The sequence below is a fragment of the Streptomyces sp. NPDC101191 genome (assembly GCF_044767915.1).
Classification (GTDB): domain Bacteria; phylum Actinomycetota; class Actinomycetes; order Streptomycetales; family Streptomycetaceae; genus Streptomyces.
Window position 1 is genome coordinate 1,400,657 of record NZ_JBIWOU010000001.1, and the last position, 13,176, is coordinate 1,413,832.

Annotated in this window: 10 protein-coding genes; 4 read left to right on the plus strand and 6 right to left on the minus strand. The window is 74.7% G+C overall.

Going from position 1 to position 13,176, the window contains the following annotated elements:
- Positions 1 to 5: 5 nt before the first annotated feature.
- Both ACIRQF_RS06090 and ACIRQF_RS06095 read right to left on the minus strand, forming a co-directional pair.
- Positions 6 to 647: a DJ-1/PfpI family protein gene (locus ACIRQF_RS06090; RefSeq protein WP_404089219.1), complete on the minus strand. Its 642-nt coding sequence runs from the start codon at positions 645 to 647 to the stop codon at positions 6 to 8.
- Positions 648 to 718: 71 nt separating this feature from the next.
- A complete protein-coding gene (locus ACIRQF_RS06095; RefSeq protein ID WP_404089221.1) occupies positions 719 to 1,690 on the minus strand; it encodes a GlxA family transcriptional regulator in 972 nt (323 codons plus the stop codon).
- Between the two features lie 880 nt (positions 1,691 to 2,570).
- Between ACIRQF_RS06095 and ACIRQF_RS06100 the strand changes: the two genes are divergently transcribed.
- On the plus strand, positions 2,571 to 3,434 hold the full coding sequence (locus tag ACIRQF_RS06100) for a hypothetical protein (RefSeq protein WP_404089223.1): 864 nt from the start codon (positions 2,571 to 2,573) through the stop codon (positions 3,432 to 3,434).
- A 125-nt stretch (positions 3,435 to 3,559) separates the two neighbouring features.
- Complete coding sequence (locus tag ACIRQF_RS06105; protein ID WP_404089225.1) at positions 3,560 to 6,001, plus strand: Tex family protein; 2,442 nt, start codon at positions 3,560 to 3,562, stop codon at positions 5,999 to 6,001.
- Positions 6,002 to 6,208: 207 nt separating this feature from the next.
- Here the strand turns inward: ACIRQF_RS06105 and ACIRQF_RS06110 are convergent, their stop codons facing one another.
- Genes ACIRQF_RS06110 through ACIRQF_RS06120 form a run of 3 tightly spaced genes read right to left on the minus strand, consistent with a single transcriptional unit; the run spans position 6,209 to position 9,016 of the window.
- Complete coding sequence (locus tag ACIRQF_RS06110) at positions 6,209 to 6,613, minus strand: hypothetical protein (RefSeq protein WP_376631233.1); 405 nt, start codon at positions 6,611 to 6,613, stop codon at positions 6,209 to 6,211.
- Positions 6,610 to 7,362: a 2-phosphosulfolactate phosphatase gene (locus ACIRQF_RS06115; protein WP_404089227.1), complete on the minus strand. Its 753-nt coding sequence runs from the start codon at positions 7,360 to 7,362 to the stop codon at positions 6,610 to 6,612. The genes ACIRQF_RS06110 and ACIRQF_RS06115 overlap by 4 nt, the downstream gene beginning before the upstream one ends.
- Positions 7,363 to 7,378: 16 nt before the next feature.
- Positions 7,379 to 9,016, minus strand: a complete 1,638-nt coding sequence (locus tag ACIRQF_RS06120) for an ABC-F family ATP-binding cassette domain-containing protein (RefSeq protein WP_404089229.1) — start codon at positions 9,014 to 9,016, stop codon at positions 7,379 to 7,381.
- Between the two features lie 152 nt (positions 9,017 to 9,168).
- On the opposite strand from ACIRQF_RS06120, the gene ACIRQF_RS06125 reads away from it, so the two are divergent.
- Both ACIRQF_RS06125 and ACIRQF_RS06130 read left to right on the plus strand, forming a co-directional pair.
- The gene (locus ACIRQF_RS06125; RefSeq protein ID WP_404089231.1) at positions 9,169 to 10,176 is read left to right on the plus strand and encodes an NAD(P)/FAD-dependent oxidoreductase; all 1,008 of its coding nucleotides are present in this window, start codon (positions 9,169 to 9,171) and stop codon (positions 10,174 to 10,176) included.
- Between the two features lie 462 nt (positions 10,177 to 10,638).
- Positions 10,639 to 11,538 carry a GNAT family N-acetyltransferase gene (locus ACIRQF_RS06130; protein WP_404089233.1) on the plus strand — a complete coding sequence of 300 codons (900 nt, stop codon included), beginning with the start codon at positions 10,639 to 10,641 and terminating at the stop codon, positions 11,536 to 11,538.
- Between the two features lie 295 nt (positions 11,539 to 11,833).
- On the opposite strand, the gene eno is transcribed toward ACIRQF_RS06130, so the two are convergent.
- Positions 11,834 to 13,111: a phosphopyruvate hydratase gene (gene eno, locus ACIRQF_RS06135; RefSeq protein ID WP_404089235.1), complete on the minus strand. Its 1,278-nt coding sequence runs from the start codon at positions 13,109 to 13,111 to the stop codon at positions 11,834 to 11,836.
- Positions 13,112 to 13,176: the final 65 nt, after the last annotated feature.

Here is a 13,176-nt window from a genome sequence, read left to right on the forward strand (position 1 = left end):
ACCCGTCACTCCTGGACGAGCACCTTCTCGGCCTGCCCGCGCCAGTGCGCGACGATCGCGGCCGGGGCCTTGGCCGGGGAGCCGGCGTCGTACGGGGGCTGCGGGTCGTACTCGGTGAGCAGCTGGATCGTCTGCGCGGTCGCGTCGCCGGCGATCCGGCCGACCAGGTGCAGGGCCATGTCGATGCCGGAGGAGACCCCGGCCGCCGTGACGTACTTGCCGTCGAAGACCACCCGCTCGCCGGTGGACTCGGCGACCAGCGGCGCGAGTTCGTCCAGGGCGAGCCAGTGGGCGGTGGCCCGGCGCCCGGCCAGCAACCCGGCCCCGGCGAGCACCAGGGAACCGGTGCACACCGAGGTGGTCCAGGTGCTGGTGGCGTCGGCGGTCCGCAGCCAGTCGAGGATCTCCTGGTCGTGCATGGCCGCGCGCGAGCCGGGACCGCCGGGGACCAGGACGATGTCCGGCCGCGGCACGTCCCCGAGCGCCTTGTCGGCGACCAGCGCCAGACTGCCCTGGTCGTTGCGGACCGGGCCGGGCTCCTTCGCGACGAAGACGACTTCGGCTCCGGGTAGCCGGCCGAGGAGTTCGTAGGGGCCGACGGCGTCGAGCGTGGTGAAACGGTCGTAGAGCAGGACGGCGATCTGCATGGTGCTCCTCTGTCCGATGCGGATGGGTGAGGTGAGGTGAGGTGGTGCCGGGGGGTCCCGTCGGCGGTACGTCAGTCGACGGGGGCGTGGAAGCGGCGCCGGTAGTCCGCCGGTGCGGTGCCGAGCGCCTTCACGAAGGCGCGGCGCATCGCCTCCGGCGTGCCGTATCCGGCGGCCCGGGCGACCTCCTGGACGCCCTGGACGGACTCCTCCAGGAGCCGCCGGGCGTGTTCGAGGCGTACGCGGTCCACGTAGCGGCCGGGGGTCGTGCCGGTCTCGGCCTGGAAGGCGCGGGCGAAGTGCCGGGGCGAGAGCCGGGCGCGGGCGGCGAGCGCCTCCACGGAGAGATCGTCCTCGGGGTGCTCGGCGATCCAGTGCTGCAGGTCGCGCAGCGGCTCCCGGCGGGCGGTCTGCGCGGCCAACTGGGCGCTGAACTGGGCCTGGTTGCCCGGCCTGCGCAGGAACACGACCAGATGGCGGGCGACGGTCAGAGCGGCGTCCCGGCCCAGGTCCTCCTCGACCAGGGCCAGCGCGAGATCGATGCCCGCGGTCACCCCCGCGGAGGTGGCGAGCCGGCCGTCCCGGACGAAGATCGGCTCCGGGTCCACCTCCACCTCGGGGTGGCGGCGGGCCAGGTGGTCGCAGGCGACCCAGTGGGTCGTCACCCGGTGCCCGTCGAGCAGCCCGGCCTCGGCCAGGAGCAGGGCACCGGTGCAGACCGAGACCAGCCGTTGGGCGTCCGGGGCGTGCCCGCGCAGCCACGCGACCAGCGCCGGGTCGGGGGCGCGGGTGCCCTCGCCGCCCGGCACGAGCAGGGTGTGCGGGGGTCCGTCGGCGACGGCGTCGGCGAGCGTGGTGTCGGGCAGCAGGCGCAGGCCGCTGTGACTGCGGACCGGGCCGCCGTCCAACGATGCCGTACGGATCGGGTAGGCGTCCGGCCGGCCGGCGGCGCGGGCGGCACCGGCGAACACCTCCACGGGGCCGGTGACGTCGAGGCTCTGTACGCCCTCGAAGAGGACGACGAGGACGGGTCGCTGCGTCATGCGTCCATCCTTGGCCGCGCCGGGTATGGCCGCAATGACGAGCTCCCCACCTTTCCTGCCATGCGGGCGGGACGGCGGACCCGACTTCCGGACCGAGGGCACGGGATCCCCTCCGATGCCTTTGGGTGGCGCCGAAGCGAGGGCGCGCGGCCTGCCCCTCCGGTGGCCTGCGGGCGCGTTCCGGGCCCGCCCCCGGGCAGCGGCCCCACGGCGGGACGGCAGACCCGACTTCCGAACGGAGTGCGCGCGGTCTGCGCCGCCGGTGGCCTGCGGGCGGCGCCTGGCCCGCCCCCGGCGGCAGCCACGGCCGGACGGCGGACCCGACGCCTGCGGGTGGCACCGAGCCCGCCCCCGGGCGGCAGCCCCACGCCGGGACCGCGGACCCGGCTCCCGGACCGAGGGCGCGCGGTCCGCCCCTCCAGTGGCCTGCGGACGGCGCGGGGCCCGCCCCCCCCGGAGGCAGCCCCACGGCGGGACGGCAGACCCGGCTTCCGGACCGAGGGCGCGCGGTCCGCCCCGCCGGTGGCCTGCGGACGGCGCCTGGCCCGCCCCCGGGCGGCAGCCCCACGGCGAGACCGCCGACCCGGCTCCCGGACCGAGGGCGCGCGGTCCGCCCCTCCGGTGGCCTGCGGGTGGCGCCTGGCCCGGCCGCAGGCGACGGCCCCACGGCGCCACGGCCGCACGGTCCCGCCGCCTCAGCACACAGCGGCGCGGCGCCCGGCGCACCGGACCCGCCCCGCCGACGACGCCGGGCTCCCGCTTCGTGCCGGCCGTGGCCAGGGTGCGCTCGGACGGGCTGCGCCCTGATCCGGCCAGGGCTTCCCGGCCCGGCCGACCCGGGGATTCCCGCCGTACCGACCAGTAGGTAATGTGCGGCTCCATGACGAACCTGCCGCACCGCGCGGGCCGCCGCTGCGCCCACCCCGTGAACCTGCTGCACGCGACGCTGTTCTTCTCGCCGGACCTGGACACCGAGTTCCGGCGGCTCGGCATCGAGGATGCGAGCGCGATGCGGCTGGCCGCGCGCAGCGCCCCGCTCGGCGCGGTGGGCGCCGGGACGGTCGCCGCGACCTTCTACAACTACAACCACACCTTCCTCGCAAGGCACCTGCCCGGCGTCTGGGCGGCCGCCTCCCCCGCCGAGGTCCTCGAAGCCCGGCTGCGAGCCGTCGACGCCACGCTGCGCCGGCTGCTCGGCGACGACGCGATCACCTCCCCCGAGATGGCCGAGGCCGCCGACCTCGCGCTGCGCGCCGCCGAGGCCTGCACCCGGCACGCCCGCCCGCTGTACGCCGGCAACGCCGATCTGCCGGTCCCGGACGCCCCCCACCTGCGCTTGTGGCACGCCGCCACGCTGCTGCGCGAGCACCGCGGCGACGGCCACCTCGTCGCACTGGTGAGCGCCGGCCTCGACCCGGTGGAGGCGCTCGCCAGCCACACCGCCACCGGCAAGGGCATGGCCCCGCGCTGGGTGCTCGGCACCCGGGGCTGGGGGCGGGCCGACTGGGACGCGGCCCAGGAGCGGCTGCGCGAGCGCGGACTGCTCGACGCCGAGGGGGAGCTGACCGAGGTGGGCGTCGCGCTGCGCGAGGCCCTGGAGGACGAGACCGACCGCCTCGACGCGGCCCCGTACGAGCTCCTGGGTGCCGACGGCGTGGCCCGGCTCACCGAACTGGCCCGGGGCTTCCTGGTGGCGGCCGTCGGAGCGGGTGCGTTCCCGGGCGACCTCACCGGCAAGGCGTAGCCTCCGGGCAGGGCCGCCGACAGGGGCGGGCCGGCGACGGAGGCGGGTCGGTTGCCGCGTACGGGTGACCGACCCGGCAGAATGCTTCCGCAAGCTTGAGGCACGAGAAGGCGGGTCGGGACATCGTGACGACGTCCATCGAGGCAAGGATCGCCGAGGAGCTCGGCGTACGCGAGCGACAGGTGAAGGCGGCCGTCGAACTGCTCGACGGCGGTTCGACCGTGCCGTTCATCGCGCGCTACCGCAAGGAAGCGACGGAGATGCTCGACGACGCGCAGCTGCGCACCCTGGAGGAGCGGCTGCGGTATCTGCGCGAGTTGGAGGACCGGCGGACCGCCGTCCTCGACTCCGTACGCGAACAGGGCAAGCTGACGCCCGAGCTGGAGGAGCAGATCCGGGCCGCGGACACCAAGGCCCGCCTGGAGGACATCTATCTGCCGTTCAAGCCGAAGCGGCGGACCAAGGCGCAGATCGCCCGCGAGGCCGGTCTGGAGCCGCTGGCCGAGGGACTGCTCGCCGACCCGTCGGTGGACCCGCTGACCGCAGCGGCCGCGTTCGTGGACCCCGACAAGGGCGTCGCGGACCCGGCCGCGGCGCTCGAGGGCGCGCGGGCCGTCCTCACCGAGAAGTTCTCCGAGGACGCCGACCTGATCGGCGAGCTTCGCGAGCGCATGTGGGGCCGGGGCCGGCTCGTGGCGAAGGTACGGGAGGGCAAGGGCGACGGCAAGGAGGGGCCGGGCGCGAAGTTCGCCGACTACTTCGACTTCGCCGAGCCGTTCACCGCGCTGCCCTCGCACCGGATCCTCGCCATGCTGCGCGGCGAGAAGGAGGACGTCCTCACCCTGGACCTGGAGCCGGAGGAGCCCGCCGACGGCCCGGCGGGGACCGCGGCCACGTCCTCGTACGAGCCGATCGTCGCGGCCCGCTTCGGCGTGGCCGACCGCGGCCGCCCCGGTGACAAGTGGCTGCTGGACACGGTCCGCTGGGCCTGGCGGACCCGGATCCTGGTGCACCTCGGGATCGACCTGCGGCTGCGGCTGCGGACGGCCGCCGAGGACGAGGCGGTCCGGGTCTTCGCCGCGAACCTGCGCGACCTGCTGCTCGCCGCCCCCGCGGGGACGCGCGCGACGCTGGGTCTCGACCCCGGGTTCCGTACCGGCGTGAAGGTCGCCGTGGTCGACGCGACCGGCAAGGTCGTGGCGACCGACACGATCTACCCGCACGTTCCGGCGAACAAGTGGGACGAGTCCCTCGCCAAGCTCGCCCGGCTCGCCAAGGAGCACGCCGTCGAGCTGGTCGCCATCGGCAACGGCACGGCCTCCCGTGAGACCGACAGGCTCGCCACCGATCTCATCGCCAGGCACCCGGAGTTGCAGCTGACGAAGGTGATGGTGTCCGAGGCCGGCGCCTCGGTCTACTCCGCCTCCGCGTTCGCCTCGCAGGAACTCCCCGACCTGGACGTCTCGTTGCGCGGCGCGGTGTCCATCGCCCGCCGCCTCCAGGACCCGCTGGCCGAGCTGGTGAAGATCGACCCGAAGTCCATCGGGGTCGGCCAGTACCAGCACGACCTGTCCGAGGTGAAGCTCTCCCGCTCCCTCGACGCCGTCGTCGAGGACTGTGTGAACGGCGTCGGCGTCGACGTCAACACCGCCTCCGCGCCGCTTCTTTCGCGCGTCTCGGGCATCGGCGCCGGCCTCGCCGAGAACATCGTGGCCCACCGCGACGCCAACGGTCCCTTCCGGTCCCGGAAGTCGCTGAAGGACGTGGCACGGCTCGGCCCGAAGGCGTACGAGCAGTGCGCGGGCTTCCTGCGCATCCGTGGCGGCGACGACCCGCTGGACGCGTCCGCGGTGCACCCGGAGGCCTACCCGGTGGTGCGCCGCATGGTGAAGACGACGGGCGGCGAGGTCGCCGCGCTGATCGGCAACACCGGCGTGCTGCGCTCCCTGCGGGCCGACGACTTCGTCGACGAGACCTTCGGTCTGCCGACGGTCACGGACATCCTGAAGGAGCTGGAGAAGCCGGGCCGCGACCCGCGCCCGGCGTTCAGGACGGCCACCTTCAAGGACGGCGTCGAGAAGATCTCCGACCTGGTGTCGGGCATGGTCCTGGAGGGCGTGGTGACGAACGTCGCGGCCTTCGGTGCCTTCGTCGACGTCGGCGTCCACCAGGACGGTCTGGTCCACGTCTCGGCCATGTCGAAGACCTTCGTCAAGGACCCGCGGGACGTCGTGAAGCCGGGCGACGTGGTGAAGGTGAAGGTCCTCGACGTCGACATCCCGCGCAAGCGGATCTCGCTCACCCTCCGCCTGGACGACGAGGCGGCAGCCACGGAGCCGGCGGCCCCCCGGCGGGACCGCGGCGAGCGCGGAGACCGCGGAGACCGAGCCGACCGCGGCGGGCGTCCGCCGCAGCAGCGCCGTGGCGGCGGGGGTGGGGGCGGTGACCGCAACCGCGACCGCCAGTCCTCGGCACCGGCCCCCGCGAACAGCGCGATGGCCGACGCCCTGCGCAAGGCCGGCCTCCTGAACGAGGGCGGCGGCAACGGCAGGCGGCGCGGCCGCTGACGCGCCGAAGGCCCGGCCTTAAGGCCGGGCCTTCGCTGCTCTCCGGGGCGCCGGGACGTGGGGGGGACCCTGAGGCGCCCTTCCCGCGCCTCGCCCGGCCCTGCGCGCGGCGCGCGCGGGGCCGGTCGGACCGCGTTCTCGCCTCGCCCTCCGCGGCGCCGTCGTCCCGCCTCGCCCTCCGCGGCGCTGTCGTCCCGCCTCGCCGTCCTACGGCACGAAGCGGAGGGCCCAGTCCGCACGGTTCGCGACGGACAGGTCGTCGTCCTCCGTGAGCGGCTGGAGCAGCTCCTGCGCGGCCTTCGGATCGGCGTGCACGAGGTCGACGATCTCGGCGGCCAGGCCGTCCTGGTCGTCGCCGAGGTCGACGGCGGAGGCGCGCACGAGCAGCGGGAGCCGGTCGGTGCCGCCGAGTGAGGCGATGACGCCGCCGAGGAGCTCACGGGCGTAGGAGTTGCGTTCGGCGACCGCGCGGCCGAGTTCGGACTCGAGGCGCGGGAGCGCGCCCCGGTCGCCCGAAGCCGCGATCTCGTCCGCGAGATCGATCGTCTCGTCGAGGTCGGCGTCGAGGTCGTCCAGCATCTCGATGAGCCGGGTCACGCGGTCGTCGGTCATGGTGCCTCCTGGAATGCGCCGTCCACGAGGACCGGAACGGCCGTCGACGCGTCGATCTCCGCGGCCACCTCCACGTCCTGCGGATAGCCGTACTCGTACAGTTCACGACCCGAGTCGCAGCCGTGCAAGGCGGCGACCGGGTCCTCCGTGGCCGCCCACAGCGTGGCCGCCGCGGTCGCCTCGGGTGTCAGGGTCCGCCCGGCCGCGCGCAGCGCGTCGAGCACCGCACCGGCGCCGAGGAGGTCCTCCAGGGCGGGGCGCAGGGAGCCGTCCGGCCACCGTTCGCCGGACGCGATGACCGCGACGGGGCAGTCGGTGGTGCCGTGACCGCGCCCGACGAGCCAGTGGGCGACGGCGGTGCGGTTGCGGAGGGAGGCGGCGACGACGGTCGCTCGACCGGCGGCGGCCTCCACGGAGATCGTCGAGCCGTTCGGGGACGGCAGGACGAGGCGCCCGCTCCCGGGAAGGGGCGCCTCGCGCAGGCCGGCCGGGGAGAGCGACCAGGGGTGCGCCCCGTCGGCCCTGCTCCGGCCGACGGCGAGCACGGCGTCCTGCTCCCGCGCGTACGCCTCGGCGGTCGCGTCCCGCCAGCGGTACGGGAGCACGGCGGCGCCGCGCTCGACGGCGACGCCGACGGAGGTGGTGAAGGACAGCACGTCCACGACCACCACGCAGGAGGCCCGGGGCACGAGGACCCGCGCCTCGACGGGGCCCCAGCCGAAGGAGACGGCCGGGGGCGCGGTGCTCACAGCTGGGCCGTTCGGCTCACAGTTCGGTCACCTTGCCGTCCGCGACCTCCAGGCGGCGCGTGACGTGGACCGCGTCGAGCATCCGGCGGTCGTGGGTGACCAGGAGGAGCGTGCCGTTGTACGAGTCGAGCGCGGACTCGAGCTGCTCGATGGCCGGCAGGTCGAGGTGGTTGGTCGGCTCGTCGAGGACGAGCAGGTTCACCCCGCGGCCCTGGAGCAGGGCGAGCGCGGCGCGGGTGCGCTCGCCGGGCGACAGGGTGGTCGCGGGCCGCAGCACGTGGTCGGCCTTGAGACCGAACTTGGCGAGCAGGGTGCGGACGTCGGCCGGCTCGGTGTCGGGGACGGCCGCGCAGAACGCCTCCAGCAGGGTCTCCGTGCCGTGGAACAGCTTGCGGGCCTGGTCGACCTCGCCGACGACGACGCCGGGGCCGAGGATCGCGTCGCCCGCGTCCAGCGGCAGCCGACCGAGCATGGCGGCGAGCAGGGTCGACTTGCCGGCCCCGTTGGCACCGGTGATGGCGACCCGGTCGGCCCAGTCGATCTGGAGGGTGACGGGCCCGAAGGAGAAGTCGCCGCGCCGCACCTCCGCCTCGCGCAGGGTCGCGACGACCGCGCCGGAACGGGGCGCGGCGGCGATCTCCATGCGCAGCTCCCACTCCTTGCGGGGCTCCTCGACGACGTCGAGACGCTCGATCATGCGCTGGGTCTGCCGGGCCTTGGCGGCCTGCTTCTCGCTGGCCTCGCCGCGCAGCTTGCGCCCGATCTTGTCGTTGTCGGTGGCCTTGCGGCGGGCGTTGCGGACGCCCTTGTCCATCCAGTTGCGCTGCATGAGGGCGCGCGACTCGAGGGCGGACCTCTTGTCGGCGTACTCCTCGTAGTCCTCGCGGGCGTGCCGCCGCGCGGTGTCCCGCTCCTCCAGATAGGCCTCGTAGCCGCCGCCGTAGAGGGTGATCTGCTGCTGGGCGAGATCGAGTTCGAGGACCTTGGTGACCGTACGGGTGAGGAACTCGCGGTCGTGGCTGATGACGACGGTGCCGGCGCGCAGCCCCTTGACGAAGGCCTCCAGCCGCTCGAGACCGTCGAGGTCGAGGTCGTTGGTGGGCTCGTCGAGGAGGAAGACGTCGTAACGCGAGAGGAGGAGGGAGGCGAGACCGGCGCGGGCGGCCTGGCCGCCGGAGAGGCCGGTCATCGGCTGGTCGAGACCGACGGTGAGGCCCAGGGTGTCGGCGATCTCCTCGGCGCGCTCGTCGAGGTCGGCGCCACCGAGGTCGAGCCAGCGCTCCAGACTGACGGAGTAGGCGTCGTCGGCGCCGGGCGCGCCGTCGACGAGGCCCTGGGTGGCCTCGTCCATGGCGATCTGGGCGGCGGCGACACCGGTCCGGCGGGCCAGGAACTCGCGCACGGTCTCCCCCGGACGCCGCTCCGGCTCCTGCGGGAGGTGGCCGACGGCGGCGGTGGGCGGGGACAGCCGCAGCTCGCCGTCCTCGGGGGTGTCGAGGCCGGCGAGCAGCCGAAGGAGCGTGGATTTGCCGGCTCCGTTGACACCGACGAGGCCGATCACGTCGCCGGGGGCGACGACGAGGTCGAGCTCGGCGAAGAGGGAGCGGTCGCCGTGTCCGGCGGCGAGGTTCTTGGCGACGAGGGTGGCAGTCATCAGGGGATGAATCCTACGTGTGTCGGCGGCCGGGGTGCGGGGGTACGGTCCGGGCGGGGGCGGCACGGGGAGGGATGGGAACGGGAATGGGGATGGGAACGCGAACGGGGATGGGGACGGGAATGGGAAGCGGGATGGGGGCGGGGGCGGGGATGCGCACGGAAACGGGGACCGCGAAGGCCGGCGGTGGGGGCGCGGGCGTGGACGGCGGGGTGGTCGTGGTGGGCGCGGGGGTCGTCGGCCTGACCACGGCCGTCCGGCTCGCGGAGCGGGGCCTGCGGGTCCGCGTCTGGACGCGGGACCCGGTGGCGGAGACGACCTCGGCCGTGGCGGGCGCGCTCTGGTGGCCGTACCGGATCGAGCCGGAGGCACGGGTCGGCGCCTGGTCGCTCGCCTCGCTGCGGGTCTACGGGGAACTGGCCGCTGATCCCGTCGCGACGGGGGTACGGCTGGTGCCGGGGGTGCACGCGGACACGGTCCGGGACGGGCTGGGCGACTGGGCGAAGGAGGTCGACGGCCTCCGGCAGCTGCCGGCGGAGGAGGTGCCGGGCCCGTACCGGGTGGGGCTGGCGGCGCGGCTCCCGCTGATCGACATGCCGGTCCATCTGGCCTGGCTGCGGGGCCGCCTGGAGAAGCTGGGCGGGGTGGTGGAGCACCGCGCGGTGACGGACCTGGCGGAGGCGGCCTCGGAGGCGCCCGTGGTGGTGAACTGCGCGGGGCTGGGGGCGCGGGACCTCGTGCCGGACGGCGGGGTGCGGGCGGTGCGGGGGCAGTTGGTGCTGGTGGAGAACCCGGGCGTGGAGACGTGGTTCACGGCGGCGTCTGGGACGTCGAGCGAGACGACGTACTTCTTCCCGCAGCCGGGGCGGCTGGTCCTGGGCGGCACGGCCCAGGAGGACGCCGAGAGCCTGGATCCCGACCCGGCGACGGCGGCGGCGATCGTGGCGCGCTGCGCGCGGATCCGCCCGGAGATCGCGGGGGCCCGCGTCCTCGGCCACCGCGTGGGCCTGCGCCCGGCCCGCGACGCCGGCGTCCGGCTGGCGCGGGAACTCCGGCCGGACGGCGGCCTGCTCGTCCACCACTACGGTCACGGCGGGGCGGGGGTCACGGTGGCCTGGGGGTGCGCGGAAGAGGTGGCGGGTCTGGTGACCGGGGACTGAGGCGGCGGGCCGAGCTGTCAGGCGGTCGGTCGGCGAGGTCCGCGCGGGCCGAGCCACCAGGGGGCTCGGTCGGCGAGGTCCAAGGGCGGGCCGAGCTGTCAGGCGGCTCGGTCGGCGAGGTCCAGCGCGGGCCGAGCTGTCAGGCGGTCGGTCGGCGAGGTCCAGCGCTTCCCACCTGGCAGGCCCGGCGGCCCGCCGGACGTCAACCACCGGGTCCGTAGGCCGGGTTGGCATCGGGAACCGCTCCGCGTCGTTCCGCGAAGCCCTCCTTCGGGGGTGCGGAATTCCGTGGACGGACCTGCGAAAGATCGCGTAGCGTGTGGCCTCACGCCCTGAGACGAACGGAAGGAGGCGAGTGCCGTGCGGTTCACACCTTTCCAGCGCTCCCACTTCCGCTGTCCCGGCGTGTTTCGCGAGGTCTGACCGGGAGCGCTCCAAGCAGCCTGTATCCCGGAGGAATTCATGACCGGTCTGGTCATCCGCACGCTCTCCGCGAGCGACGCTCATCTCTTCGACGCGCTCCCCGACCCCCTGGGCGCCCGCGAAGGCCATCGACGCACCCGGTTCCGCCCCGACTGGAAGCGCGTCGTGCTGCGCGACGGCGAGGTCGTCGCACGCGGTGCGTGGTGGGGCGGCCCCGACGACTCGGAGCCCGTCAACATCAACTGGTTCGACGTGGCCGAGGGCGAGGAGGAGGCCGGGGCCGAACTCCTGCGCTCCGCTCCCTGGCAGGTCGAACTGGAGATCAACCTGCCCGGCGGCTGGCGCGATGAGCCCGGCCTGCGCGCCGGTGCCGAGGCGCGCTTCGCCGCCGCACGATCGGCGGGGTACGAACTCCTCACGGAACGCTTCCTGTACCGCTGGACCCCGGAGCGAGGTCTGCCGGAGCGGCCCGGACGCCTGCGCTTCAGTGCTGAACCCGACGACCGGGTGTTCTTCGACGCGCTGCGCCGCATCCACTCCGCCACCTTGGACGCCCACGCGCTCCGGGCCGTCGAGGAGGGTGGCCTGGACCGGGCCGCCCAGGAGGAACTCGACTTCTTCCACTGGTGCCCCTCCCCGCGGGAGTGGTGGCAGGTCGCGCACACGCCGGAAGGCGACCTGGCCGGCATCCACATCCCGGCCCACAACCCCTCCGGTCCGACCATCGGCTTCATCGGAGTCGTCCCGGAACAGCGCGGTCGCGGCTACGCCTACGACCTTCTCGCGGAGTGCACCCACGTCCTCGCCGAGCAGGGCGCGGAGTTCATCGGCGCAGCGACGGACCAGGGCAACTTCCCCATGGCCGCGAACTTCGCCAAGGCCGGCTTCCCGGTCGTGCGTGAGCGCATCAACTTCCACCCCGTGGGCCAGGCGTCCTAGCGGGGAGCCGCATGCGCCGAGCGGTCCGGTCCGAGGGCAGGACCGGGCCGCTCGGCGCCGCGCGGCGTGCGGGCTCACGCCCGTTCGGACGGCGCGCCCGGCGGCGGTCCACGATGAGCGCTGGGTCCTCTGGTCAAACTCCCGTCGTTGCCCGGAGGGCGGCCCCGCGGCGTCAGGTGCGTGCTCTCGGTGTGCCGGGCGCGAGGCCTCGTACCGGACGTACTCGGGCTTGTGCCCGGTGCGGCGAGAGCGCGTGCATGGCGTCGCGGGGCAGACGGGAGTTTGACGACAGGGCCTAGCGGCCCAGCGCTCCCGCGCCGGCGTAGCGGGCGCTCGCGCCCAGCTGCTCCTCGATGCGGATGAGCTGGTTGTACTTGGCGGTCCGGTCGGAACGGGACAGCGAGCCGGTCTTGATCTGGCCGCAGCCCGTGGCCACCGCCAGGTCCGCGATCGTGGTGTCCTCCGTCTCGCCCGAGCGGTGCGACATGACCACGGTGTAGCCCGCCCGGTGGGCGGCGTCGACCGTGGCCAGGGCCTCCGTCAGGGTGCCGATCTGGTTGACCTTCACCAGGACCGAGTTGGCGACGCCGGTGCCGATGCCCTCGCGCAGGATGGCCTCGTTCGTGCAGAACACGTCGTCGCCGGTGAGCTGGCAGCGCGCACCGACCCGTGCGGTCAGGTCCCGCCATCCCGTCAGGTCGTCCTCGGCCATCGGGTCCTCGATCGAGACGACGGGGTAGGAGTCGATCAGCTTGACCAGGTAGTCGGCGTGTTCGGCGGGGGTGCGGCGCACCCCCTCCCCGGTGTAGTCGTAGAGGCCGTCGCGGAAGAACTCGGACGACGCCGGGTCCATGACCAGGCCGATGTCCGTGCCCGGCCGGTAGCCCGTGCGCTCGACGGCGGCCACGACGAAGTCGAGCGCCTCCTCGGCGGTGCGCAGGGCGGGCGCGAAGCCGCCCTCGTCGCCCACGCCCGTGGAGTGCCCGGCGGCGAGGAGGTCGCGGCGCAGGGTGTGGAAGATCTCGGACCCCATCCGCACGGCCTCGGCGAAGGTCTCCGCGCCGATCGGAGCGATCATGAACTCCTGGAAGTCCAGGGGGTTGTCGGCGTGGGCGCCCCCGTTGACGATGTTCATCATCGGCACGGGCAGCAGCCGGGCGTCGGAGCCGCCGAGGTAGCGGTAGAGCGGCAGCCGGTGAGCGGCGGCCGCGGCCTTGGCGGCGGCCAGGGAGACCCCGAGGATCGCGTTGGCGCCGAGCCGGGACTTGGTGGGGGTGCCGTCCGCGGCGACCAGGGCGGCGTCGAGGCCGGCCTGGTCCTCGGCCTCGCGCCCGACGGCGACGGCCGCGAGTTCCGTGTTGACGTGCCGGACCGCCTGGTCGACACCCTTCCCGTGCCACCGGCCCGGGTCGCCGTCGCGGAGTTCGACGGCCTCGCGGGCACCGGTCGAGGCGCCGGAGGGCACCGCGGCCCGGCCGAGGGATCCGTCCGCCAGCTCCACGTCCACCTCGACGGTGGGATTCCCCCTGCTGTCGAGGACGCGGCGGCCGGTGACGGAGGTGATGACGGTCATGGGGGCCCTTCCCGTTGTCGCATGCACGCCGGGTACGGCTGCGGCGACGGTGACGCTGGACCCGG